At 54.7% G+C, this 18464-nt stretch carries 17 protein-coding genes and 3 tRNA genes; 17 read left to right on the forward strand and 3 right to left on the reverse strand.

Features of this window, described 5'->3' with window-relative positions; translation table 11 throughout:
- Positions 1–134: 134 nt before the first annotated feature.
- From MUU51_RS02215 to MUU51_RS02295, 17 genes are all read left to right on the forward strand, one after another.
- Positions 135–812, forward strand: coding sequence for a metal ABC transporter ATP-binding protein (locus tag MUU51_RS02215; RefSeq protein WP_374684567.1), 678 nt, complete (start codon positions 135–137; stop codon positions 810–812).
- A complete protein-coding gene (locus tag MUU51_RS02220; RefSeq protein ID WP_159775745.1) occupies positions 809–1669 on the forward strand; it encodes a metal ABC transporter permease in 861 nt (286 codons plus the stop codon). The genes MUU51_RS02215 and MUU51_RS02220 overlap by 4 nt, the downstream gene beginning before the upstream one ends.
- Positions 1670–1683: 14 nt before the next feature.
- Positions 1684–2562: a metal ABC transporter substrate-binding protein gene (locus MUU51_RS02225; protein ID WP_159775743.1), complete on the forward strand. Its 879-nt coding sequence runs from the start codon at positions 1684–1686 to the stop codon at positions 2560–2562.
- A 137-nt stretch (positions 2563–2699) separates the two neighbouring features.
- The gene (gene pncC, locus MUU51_RS02230) at positions 2700–3197 is read left to right on the forward strand and encodes a nicotinamide-nucleotide amidase (protein ID WP_159775856.1); all 498 of its coding nucleotides are present in this window, start codon (positions 2700–2702) and stop codon (positions 3195–3197) included.
- 73 nt (positions 3198–3270) lie between these two features.
- On the forward strand, positions 3271–4329 hold the full coding sequence (gene recA / locus MUU51_RS02235; RefSeq protein ID WP_159775741.1) for a recombinase RecA: 1059 nt from the start codon (positions 3271–3273) through the stop codon (positions 4327–4329).
- Between the two features lie 149 nt (positions 4330–4478).
- The gene (gene recX / locus MUU51_RS02240) at positions 4479–4979 is read left to right on the forward strand and encodes a recombination regulator RecX (protein ID WP_159775739.1); all 501 of its coding nucleotides are present in this window, start codon (positions 4479–4481) and stop codon (positions 4977–4979) included.
- 131 nt (positions 4980–5110) lie between these two features.
- Positions 5111–7738, forward strand: coding sequence for an alanine--tRNA ligase (gene alaS, locus MUU51_RS02245; protein WP_258967004.1), 2628 nt, complete (start codon positions 5111–5113; stop codon positions 7736–7738).
- Positions 7739–7977: 239 nt separating this feature from the next.
- Positions 7978–8163: a carbon storage regulator CsrA gene (gene csrA, locus MUU51_RS02250; protein ID WP_000906486.1), complete on the forward strand. Its 186-nt coding sequence runs from the start codon at positions 7978–7980 to the stop codon at positions 8161–8163.
- 325 nt (positions 8164–8488) lie between these two features.
- Positions 8489–8581: transfer RNA gene (locus MUU51_RS02255), tRNA-Ser, on the forward strand.
- A 3-nt stretch (positions 8582–8584) separates the two neighbouring features.
- Positions 8585–8661 (forward strand) — tRNA-Arg (locus MUU51_RS02260).
- A gap of 194 nt (positions 8662–8855) precedes the next feature.
- Positions 8856–8932, forward strand: a tRNA-Arg gene (locus MUU51_RS02265).
- A 326-nt stretch (positions 8933–9258) separates the two neighbouring features.
- Positions 9259–9573, forward strand: coding sequence for a BON domain-containing protein (locus tag MUU51_RS02270; protein WP_159775735.1), 315 nt, complete (start codon positions 9259–9261; stop codon positions 9571–9573).
- A gap of 118 nt (positions 9574–9691) precedes the next feature.
- Complete coding sequence (yqaB, locus tag MUU51_RS02275; RefSeq protein WP_258967027.1) at positions 9692–10258, forward strand: fructose-1-phosphate/6-phosphogluconate phosphatase; 567 nt, start codon at positions 9692–9694, stop codon at positions 10256–10258.
- On the forward strand, positions 10255–10683 hold the full coding sequence (locus tag MUU51_RS02280) for a YqaA family protein (protein WP_133461156.1): 429 nt from the start codon (positions 10255–10257) through the stop codon (positions 10681–10683). The genes yqaB and MUU51_RS02280 overlap by 4 nt, the downstream gene beginning before the upstream one ends.
- A gap of 78 nt (positions 10684–10761) precedes the next feature.
- Complete coding sequence (gshA, locus tag MUU51_RS02285) at positions 10762–12318, forward strand: glutamate--cysteine ligase (RefSeq protein WP_159775733.1); 1557 nt, start codon at positions 10762–10764, stop codon at positions 12316–12318.
- A gap of 200 nt (positions 12319–12518) precedes the next feature.
- A complete protein-coding gene (gene luxS / locus MUU51_RS02290) occupies positions 12519–13034 on the forward strand; it encodes an S-ribosylhomocysteine lyase (protein WP_110511367.1) in 516 nt (171 codons plus the stop codon).
- Positions 13035–13109: 75 nt separating this feature from the next.
- Complete coding sequence (locus MUU51_RS02295; protein ID WP_159775731.1) at positions 13110–13874, forward strand: AraC family transcriptional regulator; 765 nt, start codon at positions 13110–13112, stop codon at positions 13872–13874.
- Here the strand turns inward: MUU51_RS02295 and leuA are convergent.
- From leuA to emrA, 3 genes are all read right to left on the reverse strand, one after another.
- Entirely contained in the window at positions 13871–15529 is a 1659-nt protein-coding gene (leuA, locus tag MUU51_RS02300) for a 2-isopropylmalate synthase (protein WP_258967005.1), read from the reverse strand. The two genes, MUU51_RS02295 and leuA, sit on opposite strands and share 4 nt — an antisense overlap.
- 136 nt (positions 15530–15665) lie before the next feature.
- The gene (gene emrB, locus MUU51_RS02305) at positions 15666–17204 is read right to left on the reverse strand and encodes a multidrug efflux MFS transporter permease subunit EmrB (protein WP_159775728.1); all 1539 of its coding nucleotides are present in this window, start codon (positions 17202–17204) and stop codon (positions 15666–15668) included.
- Between the two features lie 16 nt (positions 17205–17220).
- Positions 17221–18393 carry a multidrug efflux MFS transporter periplasmic adaptor subunit EmrA gene (gene emrA, locus MUU51_RS02310; RefSeq protein ID WP_159775726.1) on the reverse strand — a complete coding sequence of 391 codons (1173 nt, stop codon included), beginning with the start codon at positions 18391–18393 and terminating at the stop codon, positions 17221–17223.
- Between the last annotated feature and the right edge of the window lie 71 nt (positions 18394–18464).

The raw sequence follows: 18464 nt of genomic DNA on the forward strand, positions 1-18464 counted from the left end.
TATGTTATAACATAATTGAGGTTGGCGATGATTCCCTTTTCCCTTTTTAACGCCTCCGGCCTGCTGCGGCTGGCTTTGGCTCTGGTTGTACTGGCCATGCTGTGGCTGGCGACCTGCTGGGCGGTGGCACTCCCATGATTGAACTCGACCATCTGGTGGCGGGTTACGATCGCCTGGCTATTACCCCCACGCTCTGCGGCACGATTGAGACCGGTTCGCTGACGGCGATCGTCGGTGTTAACGGCTGCGGTAAATCCACATTATTGAAAACGCTGGCGGGATTTATTCCTCCGGTCAGCGGGAAGCTGCGCTGGCATGGACCGCGCCCGGTGATTGGCTGGCTGGCACAGCGTCACGCGCTGGAATCGCAATTTCCGTTGAGCGTCTATGACGTGGTGAGCCAGGGCGCATGGCCGCGCGTTTCGCTGTTTCGCGGTCTCAATGCTGAAATGCGCCGCAGAATTGCCTCGGCACTGGAAAGGGTAGGGCTCTCATCGCTTGGTACGTCGCCCATTGAAGCGCTTTCCGGCGGCCAGTTTCAGCGGATGCTGTTCGCAAGAGTGCTGGTTCAGCAGGCGCCGCTGGTGATGCTGGATGAACCGTTCACCGGAATCGATGAAGCAACCAGCCAGGTGCTCATGGAGCTGATTCTTGAAATGCATCGCGAAGGGCAAACCGTGCTCGCCGTGCTGCACGACAATCTCCGCGTGGCCCGTCACTTTCCGGAAACACTGTTGCTGGAATCACAGCACGCTCGCTGGGGTAACACGCCCACCATTCTGGCGGCCTTCGACCACGAGAGGCGAGCATGATCTGGCACACCTTCTTTCAGCCTTTTATCGAATTTGGCTTTATGCGTCGCGCGCTGGTTGTGTGCCTGGCGCTGTCGGTCAGTACCACGATGCTCGGCGTTTTCCTCTTACTGCGCCGGATGAGCCTGATGGGCGATGCGCTGTCTCACGCGATTTTACCCGGCGTCGCGGTGGGGTATCTGCTGAGCGGAATGTCGCTGCTGGCGATGACTATCGGTGGGTTTATTGCCGGGATTGCTGTCGCGCTGGTTGCCGGTTGGGTCAGTCGCCGCACGCCGCTAAAGGAGGATGCCAGCTTTGCCGGATTCTACCTCGGCTCGCTGGCGCTGGGCGTCACCCTCGTGTCCCTGCGCGGCTCTAGCGTAGATCTACTGCATCTACTGTTTGGTTCGATTCTGGCGGTCGACAACGATGCGGCGCTGTTTGTCTCCGGCGTAGCCAGCCTGACACTGGTGGTCATGGCGTTGCTTTATCGCGGGCTGGTCAGTGAGGCCTTTGACAGCGCGTGGCTGGAAGTCAATGACCGCCGTTTGCCGCCGCTGTTGCACGGGCTGTTTCTGGCGCTGCTGGTTATCAACCTGGTGGCGGGCTTTCAGGTGCTCGGCACGCTGATGGCGGTCGGTGTCATGATGCTACCCGCCATCGCCGCGCGCTGCTGGGCGCAAACCCTGCCCGGTATTTTACTGTTCGCGGCGGTCAGCGGCGCGTTCTGCGCCTGGCTCGGCTTAAGCCTGTCGTGGTCGGCCAATTTACCTGCAGGGCCGTCAATCGTGCTGACCGCCAGCGGACTGTTTTTCATTTCGATATTTTTTGGCACGCGCAGCCGGCTGGCTTTCAGCCTGCGAGCGCTTTTTTAACGCAAGGGGAAATGATGAAAAGAACGGGATTGATTCTGGCGCTTGCGCTGGGGGCGCTTTCGCAGGGCGCAATGGCGAAAACGCTGAACGTGGTGACGAGCTTTTCAGTGCTCGGCGACATGGTTCAGCAGGTTGGGGGTGAGCACGTCCACGTCGATACGCTGGTCGGGCCGGATGGCGATCCGCACACCTTCGAGCCTTCGCCCAAAGACAGTGTGCTGTTGAGCAAGGCCGACGTGGTGGTGGTCAACGGTCTTGGGCTTGAAGGCTGGCTGGACAGGCTGGTGAAGGCGTCAGGGTTTAAAGGCAAGCTGGTCGTGGCGTCGGAAGGGGTGAAAACGCAAACGCTGGATGAAGACGGTAAAACCGTGACTGACCCACATGCGTGGAACAGTGCGGCCAACGGGGCGCTGTATGCACAAAATATTCTGGCGGGGCTGGTGAAAGCGGACCCGCAGGATGAAGCCGCTCTCAATGCCAGCGGGCAGAAATACATCGCTCAGTTGCAGGAAGTTGACGGTTGGGCGAAGGCTCGTTTCAACGCTATTCCACTCGCAAAGCGTAAAGTGCTGACCAGTCACGACGCGTTTGGTTATTTCGGTCGGGCTTACGGTGTGACGTTCATGGCGCCTCAGGGGCTGTCGTCAGAAAGTGAAGCCAGCGCGGCACAGGTTGGCGCGCTCATCAATCAGATTAAAGCCGATGGCGTGCATACCTGGTTTATGGAGAACCAGCTCGATCCGCGTCTGGTAAAACAAATTGCGACGGCAACCGGTGCACAGCCTGGCGGCGAACTCTATCCTGAGGCGCTGTCGAAACCAGGCGGTGTCGCTGACAGCTACGTCAAAATGCTGCGTCATAATGTGGAATCTCTCGCCAATAGTATGAAGTAATTCTGATAAGCGCTCCGGTAGCCCGGGGCGCTGCACGATTTTTCTGAAGCGTCCTCGTAAAATTGTCACCTCATCTCCCTCCTGCGAAAGAAAATGGTATCTTGTTGAACATCTTTTTCAGGCGGCGAGCGATGATGATGACCGACAGTGAATTGATGGCCTTCAGCGAAGAAGTTGGACTGGCGCTGAAGGCGCAGGGGGCGACCGTCACCACGGCGGAATCCTGCACCGGGGGCTGGATTGCCAAAGTTCTGACCGATATATCGGGCAGTTCAGCCTGGTTTGAACGGGGGTTTGTCACCTACAGCAACGAAGCGAAATCCCAGATGATTGGCGTGCGCGAAGAGACATTATTGAACCATGGTGCGGTCAGTGAACCGGTGGTGGTCGAAATGGCGATTGGTGCACTGCGCGCGGCACGCGCCACCTATGCGCTCTCCGTGAGCGGCATCGCCGGGCCCGATGGTGGCAGCAAAGAAAAGCCTGTTGGCACGGTATGGTTTGGCCTGGCCTGTGCGAATGGACAAGGCTTTACTTACCAGGAATGCTTCGCAGGAGACCGCGAAGCCGTGCGCCGTCAGGCTACGGCTTATGCCTTGCAACTGCTGTGGCAACAATTTCTACAAAACACTTGATACTGTATGACCATACAGTATAATTGCCTCAACGAAACAGAATTTACGCGGTAACACCCGGACAGGAGCAATAATGGCTATCGACGAAAACAAACAGAAAGCGTTGGCGGCAGCACTCGGCCAGATCGAAAAACAATTCGGTAAAGGCTCTATCATGCGCCTGGGTGAAGACCGTTCCATGGACGTGGAAACCATCTCCACCGGCTCGCTTTCTCTGGATATCGCTCTGGGGGCTGGCGGCCTGCCGATGGGTCGTATTGTTGAAATTTACGGACCAGAATCTTCCGGTAAAACCACGCTGACCCTGCAGGTCGTTGCTGCAGCACAGCGTGAAGGCAAAACCTGTGCGTTTATCGATGCGGAGCACGCGCTGGACCCGGTCTATGCACGCAAACTGGGTGTCGATATCGACAACCTGCTGTGTTCTCAGCCGGACACCGGTGAGCAGGCGCTGGAAATCTGTGACGCGCTGGCCCGTTCTGGTGCGGTTGATGTCATCATCGTCGACTCCGTTGCGGCGCTGACGCCGAAAGCGGAAATCGAAGGTGAAATCGGTGACTCTCACATGGGTCTCGCGGCACGTATGATGAGCCAGGCGATGCGTAAGCTGGCCGGTAACCTGAAGCAGTCCAACACGCTGCTTATCTTCATCAACCAGATCCGTATGAAAATCGGTGTGATGTTCGGTAACCCGGAAACCACCACCGGCGGTAACGCACTGAAATTCTATGCTTCTGTACGTCTTGATATCCGTCGCATCGGCGCGGTGAAAGATGGCGATAACGTAATCGGCAGCGAAACCCGCGTGAAAGTCGTGAAAAACAAAATCGCGGCACCGTTCAAACAGGCTGAATTCCAGATCCTCTACGGTGAAGGCATTAACTTCTTTGGCGAGATCGTTGACCTCGGCGTGAAAGAGAAGCTGATCGAGAAAGCGGGCGCATGGTATAGCTACAACGGCGACAAAATTGGTCAGGGTAAAGCGAACGCTATCTCCTGGCTGAAAGAGAACCCGGTTGCGGCGAAAGAAATCGAGAAGAAAGTACGCGAGCTGCTGCTGAGCAATCAGGATGACAAGCCGGCTTTCACCGTTGATGACAACAGCGTTGAAGAAACCAAAGAAGATTTCTGATTTATCCTAAATAATGCGAGTTACAGGCACGCCACGGCAGCCACAACTTGAAGTATGACGGGTATCACTGTTGAAATGATAAAGGGCTGCTGATGCGGCCCTTTTGCTTTTTCATCCCGCTCAAATTTTGCAGTTATTAAGGGCCAGATATGACTGAAAGCTCACCGCGTCGTTCCGCTTATGCCCGTCTGCTGGACAGGGCGATTCGCATCCTGGCAATGCGCGATCACAGTGAAAAAGAGCTACGGCGAAAGCTGGTGGCGCCAGTGCTGACCAAAAAGGGGCCGGAACCCATCGACGCACCGCCGGAAGAGGTGGATAAGGTCGTTGCCTGGTGTATAGAAAGCAACTATCTGGATGATGCACGCTTCACCCGACAGTTCATCGCCAGCCGTGGTCGCAAGGGTTATGGTCCGGCGCGCATTCGCCAGGAATTGAACCAAAAAGGCATTGGCCGAACGGATATCGATCAGGCCATGTATGAGTGTGAAATTGACTGGATGGAACTTGCCCGTGAGCAGGCGCAGCGAAAATACGGTGAACCTCTTCCCACTGTTTTTGCCGAAAAAGTGAAGGTGCAGAGATTTCTACTTAACCGGGGTTATCTTATGGAAGATATCCAGCAAATTTGGCGAAATTTTGCCGACTGAGTCACTCGGTATTTTACTTCCCTCCCAAGAAAACTTATCTTATTCCCACTTTTTCCGCCAGGTCGCCTGACTGTGTAAAAACTGTTCAGTTGCGGCCTGCAACAATCCGTTAGCGTGATTCCAGGATAATTATGAGCAAGAGCACCGCTGAGATCCGTCAGGCGTTTCTCGACTTTTTCCATAGCAAGGGACATCAGGTAGTTGCTAGCAGCTCCCTGGTGCCAAACAACGACCCGACTCTGCTGTTTACCAACGCCGGGATGAACCAGTTCAAGGACGTGTTCCTTGGTCTCGACAAGCGTAATTATTCCCGCGCGACTACTTCGCAGCGCTGCGTACGTGCGGGCGGTAAGCACAACGATCTGGAAAACGTCGGTTACACTGCGCGTCACCATACTTTCTTTGAAATGCTGGGCAACTTCAGCTTCGGCGACTACTTCAAACATGATGCTATCCAGTACGCCTGGGAGCTGCTGACCGGTGAGAACTGGTTTGCGCTGCCAAAAGAGCGTCTGTGGGTCACCGTGTATGAAACCGATGACGAAGCATTCGACATCTGGGCCAACGAAGTGGGCGTTCCGCGTGAACGTATTATCCGTATCGGCGACAACAAAGGTGCGCCGTATGCCTCAGATAACTTCTGGCAGATGGGTGACACCGGTCCGTGTGGTCCGTGTACCGAAATCTTCTTCGATCACGGCGATCACATTTGGGGCGGCCCTCCGGGAAGTCCGGAAGAAGACGGCGACCGTTACATTGAGATCTGGAACATCGTCTTCATGCAGTTCAACCGTCAGGCCGATGGCACGATGGAACCACTGCCGAAGCCGTCTGTTGATACCGGTATGGGCCTGGAACGTATCGCGGCTGTGCTGCAGCACGTGAACTCCAACTATGACATTGACCTGTTCCGCACCCTGATTCAGTCCGTGGCGAAAGAGACCGGTGCGACTGATCTCAGCAACAAATCTCTGCGCGTGATCGCGGACCACATTCGTTCATGTGCGTTCCTGATTACCGATGGCGTTATCCCGTCGAATGAAAACCGTGGCTACGTGCTGCGACGTATCATTCGTCGCGCTGTTCGTCACGGTAACATGCTTGGTGCAAAAGAGAGCTTCTTCTGGAAACTGGTTGGCCCGTTGGTCGGTGTGATGGGTTCTGCAGGCGAAGAACTGAAGCAGCAGCAGGCTCAGGTTGAGCAGGTGCTGAAAACCGAAGAAGAGCAGTTTGCCCGTACGCTTGAGCGTGGTCTGGCTCTACTGGACGAAGAATTGTCGAAGCTGAAAGGCGATACGCTGGATGGCGAAACCGCTTTCCGTCTGTATGACACCTACGGCTTCCCGGTTGACCTGACGGCGGACGTTTGCCGTGAGCGTAACCTCAAAGTTGATGAAGCAGGCTTCGAAGCCGCAATGGAAGAGCAGCGCCGTCGTGCGCGTGAATCCAGCGGTTTTGGCGCAGACTACAACGCGATGATCCGCGTTGACGGCGCTTCTGAATTTAAAGGTTACGACCATCTGGAGCTGAACGCGAAAGTGACCGCGCTGTTCGTAGACGGTAAAGCCGTTGACGCTATCGCTGCGGGTCAGAATGCGGTTGTCGTTCTGGACCAGACGCCATTCTATGCAGAATCTGGCGGCCAGGTCGGTGATAAAGGCGAACTGAAAGGCGCAGGCTGTGCCTTCAGCGTCAGCGACACGCAGAAATACGGCCAGGCCATTGGTCATCTCGGCACGCTCAACAGCGGTTCCCTGAAAGTGGGCGACGCGGTACAGGCTGACGTGGATGAAGCTCGCCGGGCTCGTATTCTGCTGAACCACTCCGCGACGCACCTGATGCACGCGGCGCTGCGCCAGGTGCTCGGCACCCACGTTGCGCAGAAAGGTTCCCTGGTGAATGACAAAGCGCTGCGCTTTGACTTCTCACATTCCGAAGCCATGAAACCGGAAGAGATCCGCGCGGTAGAGGACCTGGTTAATGCCCAGATCCGTCGCAACCTGCCTATCGAAACCAACGTCATGGAACTGGAAGACGCGAAAGCGAAAGGCGCAATGGCGCTGTTCGGCGAGAAATATGATGAGCGGGTGCGCGTCCTCAGCATGGGTGATTTCTCTACCGAGTTGTGCGGCGGTACACATGCTAAACGTACTGGCGATATCGGCCTGTTCCGTATCACTTCTGAATCCGGTACTGCGGCAGGCGTGCGTCGTATCGAAGCGGTGACCGGTGAAGGTGCGATTGCCACTCTGCATGCGCAGAGCGATGTGCTTGACGATGTAGCGCATTTGGTTAAAGGCGACAGCCATAACCTGACTGAAAAGGTCCGTTCTGTCCTTGAACGCACCCGTCAGCTGGAAAAAGAGCTGCAGCAACTGAAAGAGCTGGCTGCCGCGCAGGAGAGTGCAAACCTCTCCAGCAAAGCTGAAGAAATCAATGGCGTGAAACTGCTGGTGAGTGAACTTACTGGCGTTGAACCGAAGATGCTGCGTACTATGGTCGACGATCTGAAGAACCAGTTGGGTTCTACAATTGTGGTACTGGCTACGGTCGCAGACGATAAGGTTTCTCTGATTGCGGGAGTCTCTAAGGATGTGACTGACCGTGTGAAGGCAGGGGAACTGATTGGTATGGTCGCTCAGCAGGTGGGCGGCAAAGGGGGCGGTCGTCCTGATATGGCGCAAGCCGGTGGTACGGATGCAGCGGCTCTCCCGGCCGCACTGGCCAGCGTAAAAGACTGGGTCAGCGCAAAACTGTAATAACAATAAACGCGGCGGGCGCTTTAACCATGCGGTTTTAGCGCCTTGCAATAGCAAGACTGACAACGATAAAGTCAGGTTGAAATTGTGTAAATCGGCTAAACTTACGTTTAACAGAATGTAATGCCGTGACTGCTTACACGTTTACGTGTTTGTCATCGCTTACTTTTTGGCGTTATGTGATGGATAATGCCGGGATACAAGAGACCCGACTCTTTTAATCTTTCAAGGAGCAAAGAATGCTGATTCTGACTCGTCGAGTTGGTGAAACCCTCATGATTGGAGATGAGGTCACCGTGACAGTTTTAGGGGTGAAGGGCAACCAGGTACGCATCGGCGTAAACGCCCCTAAAGAAGTCTCTGTCCATCGTGAAGAGATCTACCAGCGTATCCAGGCTGAAAAATCACAGCAGTCCAGTTACTAATATTCCCGCGTCTCACTGCCCGGTGAGACGCAACCTCTCGCTTTCTCCGTTTTTCCGCTTCGTTTTTCGTTTTTGCCCTGAATCCATCACCTGTTTTTTGCTGAAAGCCCTTGCTGCCCGTCTGATATTCATCGGGTTATCGCTGACTCTTTGTGTTGATTAATCGCTCTTTTTGCCGTTTTTGCAGGCTAATTGAACGGGAAGTGTGCAAACAATAAAAGGTCTGGAAAAATTGTTTGACTTATAAGTCCCAGAAAGTAATATGTGCGCCACGCAGCGACGATGAGCTCTAACGAGTTATTCGAAGCACTCGTAAGAGGCGTATGGTGAGGTGGCCGAGAGGCTGAAGGCGCTCCCCTGCTAAGGGAGTATGCGGTCAAAAGCTGCATCCGGGGTTCGAATCCCCGCCTCACCGCCATTTGCATCCGTAGCTCAGCTGGATAGAGTACTCGGCTACGAACCGAGCGGTCGGAGGTTCGAATCCTCCCGGATGCACCATATTTTCCTGACCGTCAGTGATGACGGTATGCCAGAGAAACTCTCATTCTCAGTGGTGCAGGGAAAATAACGTTGCTTTAGTAACGGCCCAGAAGGGCGAGCCTTCGGCGAGTAATCCTCCCGGATGCACCATCTTCATCAGTGTTGTGGCATGATGAGTGACATTGAGTCAGCAGTACCTTAGTAATTCCGATGCATCCGTAGCTCAGCTGGATAGAGTACTCGGCTACGAACCGAGCGGTCGGAGGTTCGAATCCTCCCGGATGCACCATATTCTCTTGGCTATCAGCGATGATAGTACTCCTGAGAAAGTTACTTTCTCAGCGGGCACCAGAGAGGATAACGTTGCTTTAGCAACGGCCCGAAAGGGCGAGCCTTCGGCGAGTAATCCTCCCAGATGCACCATTCTTTTTGAATCCCTCCCCCAGCATTAAATACTCACATTTGTTACACATTCTCTTTGTTCTCTCGCATATCACTTTGTCATGAACTTTCCAGACAATTCTTTAACCGTTTGTTTACTATTGGCATCTTTCCTCTTTCAGGCTAATTTATATCTGTGATTAATCTGTTTTAAGGTAGCAAGGAGAGAAATCCATGAAATGGTTCAAAGCTGTCTCTGCATGTTGTGCAGCTCTTATCGTTAGCGTGTCCCTGGCCGGGTGTGCAGGTTCTTCCACGAAGGAAAGCACTGGCGGCTATATCGATGACACCGTGGTGACCACCAAAGTGAAATCCGCACTGTTCAACGATAAAGACGTTAAATCCTCAGAAATCAGCGTAGTGACCTTTAAAGGGCGCGTTCAGCTGAGTGGATTCGTCTCATCGCAGAAGGTTGCCAACCGTGCGGTGGAGATAACCCGCAACGTGACCGGTGTTCGCATTGTTGAGAATGACATGCAGGTCAAGTAACGTCTGAAAATACGGATAAAAGGCACCGTCAGGTGCCTTTGTTGTCTTCAGCGGGCAGCGACAAACAGTGACGTTTTACGTTAAAGTAACGTTTCGATATCCGGTGAGTGAGAACATGATGTACGAGCGCTATGCAGGGCTGATTTTCGACATGGATGGCACCATCCTTGATACCGAACCCACTCATCTTATAGCGTGGCGAGACGTTCTCGGGCGATACGGAATGCGATTTGATGAACACGCCATGGCTGCCTTAAACGGTTCACCGACCTGGCACATTGCTCAGGCGGTCATTGAGCTGAATCAGGCCACTCTCGATCCCCATCAGTTGGCACGTGAGAAAACGGACGCCGTGAAAGCGATTCTGTTGGATACCGTGCGCCCGTTGCCGCTAATTGACGTTGTCAAAGAGTGGCACGGCCGCCGTCCGATGGCGGTTGGCACCGGCAGTGAAAGTGCAATGGCGGAAGCGTTGCTCAATCATTTGGGCCTGCGCCAGTACTTCACCGCGGTGGTTGCTGCCGATCATGTCTCTCATCATAAGCCAGCGCCGGATACGTTTTTGCTGTGTGCAGAACTGATGGGCGTCCCTGCGCAGCAATGCGTGGTGTTTGAGGATGCCGATTTTGGTATTCAGGCGGCGAAAAGTGCGGGTATGGATATTGTGGACGTGCGTTTGCTGTGAGTGACGCGCTCCCACTGTTATCGCTTTTTGCCAGTAGTTTTCTGAGCGCCACGCTGTTACCCGGAAATTCAGAAGTTGTCCTGATAGGCATGCTGATAGCGGGCGTCAGCCATCCGTGGTTACTCGTATTAATAGCAACAATGGGTAATAGCCTTGGAGGGGTAACTAACGTTATTCTTGGGCGTTTATTTCCGCAGCGTGATAATTCGCGTTGGCGGGAGAAAGCGATGGGCTGGCTAAGACGTTATGGCGCGGCCACACTATTACTTAGCTGGATGCCGGTTATCGGCGATTTACTGTGTGTCCTGGCAGGATGGATGCGTCTTTCCTGGGGACCGGTGCTTTTTTTCTTATGCCTTGGCAAGGCGTTGCGCTATGTGGCTATCGCCGCAGCGACGCTTCAGGGTATGACGTGGTGGCACTAATTGGATTGATTGTGACCTTTAATCGTCAACCATTACAATTATGCTTAATAAAATGATTTCGACAGGCGGGAGGTCAATTTGATCCCGGACGTATCACAGGCGCTGACCTGGCTGGAAAAAAATCCTCAGGCAGTTCAGGGGATCCAACGCGGTCTTGAGCGCGAAACGCTGCGCGTTAATGCTGATGGCTCATTGGCAACAACGGGTCACCCGGTAGAACTGGGTTCAGCACTGACCCATAAATGGATTACAACTGACTTTGCCGAAGCATTGCTGGAGTTTATCACTCCGGTAGATGGCGACATTGACCACATGCTGACGCTGCTGCGTGACGTGCATCGACACACCGCACGCCATATCGGCGACGAGCGCATGTGGCCACTGAGCATGCCATGCTATATCGCGCCAGGCCAGGATATCGAGCTGGCACAGTACGGCACCTCTAACGTGGGTCGTCTGAAAACGCTGTACCGTGAAGGGCTGAAAAACCGTTACGGTGCGCTGATGCAGACCATCTCCGGCGTGCATTACAACTTCTCGCTGCCGATGGCGTTCTGGCAGGCAAAGTGTGGCATAGAAGGCAAGGAAGACGGCACAGAGGCTATCTCTGCTGGCTATTTCCGCCTGATCCGCAACTACTACCGCTTTGGTTGGGTGATCCCGTATCTGTTCGGGGCTTCTCCGGCCATTTGCTCATCGTTCTTGCAGGGCAAACCGACCACGCTGCCGTTTGAGAAAACCGAGGGCGGCATGTATTACCTGCCGTACGCGACGTCTCTGCGTTTGAGCGATCTGGGTTATACCAATAAGTCGCAAAGTAATCTCGGAATTACGTTTAACGATCTCCACGAGTATGTGGCAGGATTGAAGCGGGCGATCAAAACGCCGTCAGAAGAGTACGCCAAAATTGGTCTGGCAAAAGACGGTCACTATCTGCAGATTAACAGCAACATTTTGCAGATTGAGAATGAACTGTACGCGCCGATTCGTCCAAAACGCGTCACTCGCAGCGGTGAAACGCCGTCGGATGCGCTACTGCGTGGCGGTATTGAATATATCGAAGTGCGTTCGCTGGACATCAACCCGTTCTCGCCAATTGGTGTGGACGAGCAGCAGGTTCGCTTCCTCGACCTGTTCATGGTCTGGTGCGTGCTGGCAGATGCGCCAGAAATGAGCAGCGATGAGCTGTTGTGTACTCGCACTAACTGGAATCGTGTGATTCTGGAAGGTCGTAAACCGGGTCTGACGCTGGGCATTGGCTGTGAAACAGCACAGTTCCCGCTGGCTCAGGTCGGCAAAGACCTGTTTGCTGATTTGCGTCGAGTGGCGCAGACGCTGGACGGCATCGAAGGCGGCGAAGCGTATCAGAAGGTGTGTGACGAGCTGGTCGCAAGCTTTGATAATCCGGAATTAACGTTCTCAGCACGTATTTTGCGTTCTATGCTTGAGAGTGGCATTGGTGGCACCGGCAAAGCGCTGGGCGATGAATATCGTAAAATGCTGCGTGAAGAACCGCTGGAGATTTTGAGCGAAGCGGATTTTGAAGCGGAGCGTGAAGCTTCGTTAGCACGTCAGCGTCAGACTGAAGAGGCGGATACAGAGCCGTTCTCCGAGCTGGTCGCGCGTCACGCCTGACAGAAAAGAAAAAGGCCACAGTAATGTGGCCAAAATTTCATCTCTGAATACAGGGATGATGATAACAAATGCGCGTCTTTCATAGAGTAAGACTCGCCTGCGAACAAAGAGTTCAGTTAATTTCAAAAAAAATACTCTTCGTAATATTTTCCGCGTAGCCCTTATGGCACAAGGGATGAGAAGAGTTCGGAGGAGACAAAATGCCGTTATTAGATAGCTTCACTGTCGACCATACCCGAATGGAAGCCCCTGCTGTTCGTGTAGCGAAATCCATGCACACGCCACACGGCGATGAAATCACCGTCTTTGATCTGCGCTTCTGCGTACCGAACAAAGAAGTGATGCCAGAGCGCGGCATTCATACTCTTGAGCACCTGTTCGCGGGCTTCATGCGCGATCATCTCAACGGCAACGGCGTGGAAATCATCGACATTTCCCCAATGGGCTGCCGCACCGGCTTCTACATGAGCCTGATTGGCACGCCGGACGAATCCCGCGTAGCCGAAGCATGGAAAGCGGCGATGGCCGACGTGCTGAAGGTGAAAGAGCAGAACCAGATCCCTGAGCTGAACGTCTATCAGTGCGGGACGTACACCATGCACTCGCTGGAAGAAGCACAGGAAATCGCCCGTCATATCATTGACCGCGGTGTTCGTGTGAACAGTAATGATGAGCTGGCGCTGCCAAAAGAGAAGCTGCAGGAACTGCACATCTAGTATTCTCTTTAGATACCCGGCCTAATGCGCCGGGTTTTTTATCTTCCTCTCAGGCCTGCCACCGCGATTGCGCCAATGACCACAACCCTAACGTTCTCCTTCATCCATCGCCCGCTTGTTCCCTTTGCCCATGACTATGCGCACGGCGATAGTGAACCCTGGCATCAGCACGACTGTGCCCAGCTGCTGCATATTCTGAGCGGTGTTGTTCGGGTAGATACGCAGGAAGGATGCTGGGTAGTGCCGCCGGGGCGCGGCGTCTGGCTGCCTGCTGGCACGCCCCACGCGCTGCGCACGACTGGACACGTGGCGGCCCGCACGTTGTTTATCGATCCGCTGGCCCGCGCGTTTCTGCCCGCGACCTGCCAGATTGTGCAGATCTCGCCGTTGCTGCGGGAGCTTATCGTTGCTTCACTAAATCTTGCCGAAAAGTATGCGCCGGGCAGCCGCGAAGAAAGGATCTATGAGTTGATCCTCGATGAGATCCGCGGCATGCAGGTGCTACCTTTTGGCCTACCGGAGCCGCAGGACGTTGCTCTGCGCGCGCTGTGTCAGAAGATGCGGCAAAGCCCTGCCGACGGGTGGGACAGCCGCCGGGCGGCAAGCGTGGCCAATATGAGTGAGCGCACTCTTAACCGTCATTTTCAGCAGCAGACGGCGTTGACCTGGAGTGAGTGGGTTAGGCGCGCCCGATTAATGGAAGCGCTGGTGCGGCTGGCCCAGGGGCAATCGGTACTCAGAGTGGCTCTCGACCTCGGGTATGGCAGCCATAGCGCATTCACCGCCATGTTTCGCCGGGTGATGGGCACGTCACCCAGCGAGTATTTTTATAGCGATTAGGACCGCGCGCCGACGGCGTTGAGCAGCGCCTGAAGTGATGCCCGTGAAATATCGCTGTCGATGCCGACACCCCACTGGCTGCTGCCATCTGCTGACAGACAGCGAATATAGGCCACCGATCGGCTGTCGCTACGTTCTCCCAGCGTGTGTTCGTGATAGTCCTTAATTACCAGCGTCTGCTTGTGCAAACGCGTCAGGCCATTGACTGCCGCCGAAAGCAGACCATTGCCTCTACCCTGCAAGTGCCAGCTCTCCCCATTAATCAGCAGCGTCGCCTGCAATAACAGCTCGCCGTTGTGCTGACTCTCGCTCTTATAATCTTTCAGCTGCAGGGCCGGCTGTGTGATCAGGCCGTAGCGGGAACGGAACAGCCGCCACAGTGCATTGTGAGTCATTTCCCGGCCGTGAGCGTCGGTTTCACGCTGTACATGCTGGCTGAAATCCTGCTGCAACGCCCGCGGCAACGTCAGGCCGTGATTCTGCTCGATAAGCCATGCGCTACCGCTTTTTCCTGACTGACTGTTCACGCGGATAACCGCCTCATAGCTACAGCCGATATCCTGCGGATCGACTGGCAGATAGGGCATTTCCCAGTGTTCGTCGGGCTTACGTGCATCAAAGCCTTTCTTGATAGCATCCTGATGCGAGCCGGAGAATGCGGTGTAAGCCAGGCTTCCGGCCCACGGATGACGCGGATGAACCGGCAGCTGATTACAGCTCTCTACTACCTCAACGACCTGTTTCATCTCGCTGAAATCCAGCCCCGGCGAAACGCCCTGGCTGTAAAGGTTCATCGCCAGTGTCACCAGACAAACGTTGCCCGTGCGCTCACCGTTGCCAAACAGACATCCTTCCACGCGGTCAGCTCCGGCCATTACCGCCAGCTCGGCGCTTGCGACGCCGGTTCCACGATCGTTATGCGGATGCACGCTAATACACACATCATCGCGGCGCGAGAAGTGACGGCAGAAGTATTCAATCTGATCGGCATACACGTTGGGGGTATTCACTTCCACCGTCGCGGGAAGGTTGATGATCATCGGTCGGCTGGCGGAGGGTTCCCAAACAGCCACCACGGCTTCACAAATTTCCAGCGCGAACTCAGGCTCGGTAAAGCAGAATGTTTCCGGCGAATACTCATATTGCCAAAGGGTGTCCGGCTGGGCCTCGCAATGCTGACGAATAAGGCGCGTGGAGCGTGTCGCCAGTTCCACTATTTGTGCTTTTTCCATGCCAAATACCAGACGGCGAAACAATGGGGCAGTGGCGTTATAGAGGTGGACCGTCGCCCGGTGCGCCCCACGTAGCGACTCGAAGGTGCGCAGGATAAGATCTTCACGCGCCTGGGTTAAGACCTGGATTGTGACGTTTTCCGGAATGCGTTTCTCCTCAATCAGCTGGCGGACAAAATTGAAGTCCGTTTGCGATGCGGACGGAAATGCTACTTCAATTTCTTTAAAGCCGCAGCGCAGCAGTAAATCCCAGAACTGCAACTTGCGTTCGGCGTCCATCGGCTCGGCGAGAGCCTGGTTCCCGTCGCGCAAATCCGTTGATAACCAGCGCGGGGCATGAGTCAGCGCGTTGTCCGGCCAGTGGCGGTCCGGTAAGGATAAAACGGGCCAGGGGCGATATTTTTCAGCGGGGTTGTTCAGCATGGGATTCTCCTCTTGTCGTGGGTTTAATCCTGACGGAAGAGCAGGGTGCAGCGCTTTAGCGGATGTGACAGAGTCTTGCGAGAAATGGACAAAAAAAGACCCTCTGTAAAAGGAGGGTCCTGTTATTCACGATACGTTAGTGCGCACCACCGCCACCACCACCTGCGCCAAACGGCGGTCTGGCGAGCCAGATGAGCCCCAGAAGTACGATGAAGATCCCCGCTGACATCCAGAAGATTTCGTTCGCGGAAATGATCAATCCCTGGTTGGTGATCTGCTGTGCCAGCCAGCCGGAGGCCTGCTGCTCCGACATCCCTAAATCCTGAAGCTGGCCGTACATCTGCTGCGCATTCGGGTTAAAAGGATTCACCGACTCGGTCAGCTGTGCGTGATGTAGCGCTTCACGGTTACTCCACATGGTGGTCGTTATTGACGTACCGATAGAGCCCGCCAGCGTACGGGTAAAGTTCGACAGGCTCGATGCCGCCGCCATCCGCTCTGGCCCAAGGCCGGAAAGGGTGATGGTGGTCAGTGGCATAAAGAAGCACGCCACCGCGAAGCCCTGTATAAACTGTGGCCACGCCGATGCGCCAAAGTCCATTCCCGGTTCGAAGGTATACGCACGCCAGTAGAAGCACACCGCGTACATAATGAAGCTGAAGGTCACCAGCCGGCGCATATCTATCTTATGCGCAAAGCGGCCGATAATCGGCGACAGAATAACGGGTAATATTCCCACCGGCGCCGATGCCAGACCCGCCCAGGTGGCCGTGTAGCCATATACCTCCTGCAGCAGCTGCGGCAGCAAAACGATCGCGCCGAAGTAGAGCATATAGGCCAGGCTGATACATAAACAGCCGATGGTAAAGTTTCGCGATTTGAAGAGCGAGAGATCGACTATCGGGTTCTCGTCCGTTAGCTCCCAGACAATCAAGAAGCTTATCGCCACCACCGCGACGATGGTCAGGACAATGACTTCGGTAGAGTTAAACCAGTCGAGCTCTTTCCCGCGATCGAGCATGACCTGCAGACTGCCAATCCCGACCACCAGAAGCGCCAGGCCAATGGCATCAATGCGGCGATGTTCGGTTCGGGTTTCGCGTCCGCGCAGGCTTTGCAGGGTTAACAGCACCACCACCGCACCAATCGGCACGTTGATGAAGAAGATCCAACCCCAGTGATAGTTGTCACTGATATAACCGCCGAGGATTGGGCCGCAAATCGGTGCAACGATAACTGTCATCGACCACAACGCCAGCGCCACGGCGCGTTTTGCTGGCGGGTAGTTGTTTAACAGCAGACTCTGCGAAAGCGGGATCAGCGGACCGGCAACGATACCCTGAATGACGCGGAAGAAAATCAGCATCGTCAGGCTGCTCGACACGCCACACGCCCAGGAGGCGATAACGAAGGCGATGGTGGACCAGGTAAACAGTTTTACCTCGCCCACACGTTTTGCCAGCCAGCCGGTAATCGGAATGGAAATGGCGTTCGCCACCCCGAACGAGGTAATAACCCACGTTCCCTGACTCAGCGATGAGCCAAGGTTACCAGCAATGGTGGGGATCGCCACGTTAGCAATCGTCGAGTCCAGCACCTGCATGAACGTCGCCAGAGACAGCGCAATGGTCATAATGACCAACTGCGCGCCTTCCAGCGGTTTTTGCTGTTGCATTACGTTCACCCCGGAATTAGTTGGCGTTGGCCTGCACGATGGTGTTGATCAGCTTATTCACAGGATCAAGGCTAATTTCACGTGCATTACTTTCATAAGCAGGCGTGTGACGCGTCTGATTCGCCAGCATTTCACCGTCGCGGTTGGAGGTATCCACCTTCACCAGCGTAGACAGCCCAATACGCAGCGGATGCTGAGCCAGCTGTTTTTCGTCCAGCTCTACGCGAACCGGCAGACGCTGAACCACTTTGATCCAGTTTCCGGTGGCGTTCTGCGCCGGAAGCAAGGAGAAGGCACTGCCGGTCCCCATATCCAGACCCACTACTTTCCCGGTGTACTTCACGTCATCGCCGTAGATATCGCTGATAACGGTCACAGGCTGGCCAATACGCATATGCGCCAGCTGGGTTTCTTTAAAGTTAGCATCGATCCATAGATTGGTTGCCGGAACCACCGCCATCAGCGGAGTGGTTGGGCTAATCTGCGCGCCTGGCTGAACCGCACGGCGAGAGACGTAGCCGGTCATCGGGCTAACGATTTTGGTACGTTCCAGCGCAAGCCACGCGTTACGTACTTCGGTCGCTGCCTGTTTCACCGCTGGCTGGTCTTCCAGTTTGGTCCCCAGAATCATGGCCTGGTTGGCATTAAACTGCTGAATAGTCACATTCAGTTCAGCCTGTGCACTGGCCACGGCATCACGGGCGTGCTGCAGCTCTTCGCGACCAATCAGGTTCGCGGTGCCCAGCGGAATACGACGGTTAAGGTCGGTCTGCACCTGCGCCAGTGCTGTTTTTTTGACGTCGATGCTGGCCTGTAATTGCTTGCTATTGATCATCATCTGGCGGGTCTGACGCACGCTGGAGGCAAGCCCCGTCTGTGCACGTTCAAACGCCTGCTGCGCATCGGTCTGGTCGAGGGTGACCAGCACATCGCCTTTTTGCACGAAGTCGGTGTTATCAGCCCAGACTTTCGTCACGCTGCCCGACACCTGTGCCATGATTTGAACCTGGTTCCCTGCCACGTATGCATCATCGGTATCTTCATAATGACGCAGTACTAAAAACCAATAAATCCCATATGCCACGGCAATAACAATAAAGAGCAAGGTCAGCAGAAGAAGGGCACCTTTACGTTTACCTTTCTTGGTGGCCGGTTGCTGCGGGGTTTGAGTCTCCGCATTCGCGCTCATGTTTTTCTCCACGATCTTATTATTTCACATCGGCTAAGCCGACCTTTTGTCAGAAAGGCCAGCAGATTTCG

The organism is Scandinavium manionii (assembly GCF_024764775.1).
Classification (GTDB): domain Bacteria; phylum Pseudomonadota; class Gammaproteobacteria; order Enterobacterales; family Enterobacteriaceae; genus Scandinavium; species Scandinavium manionii.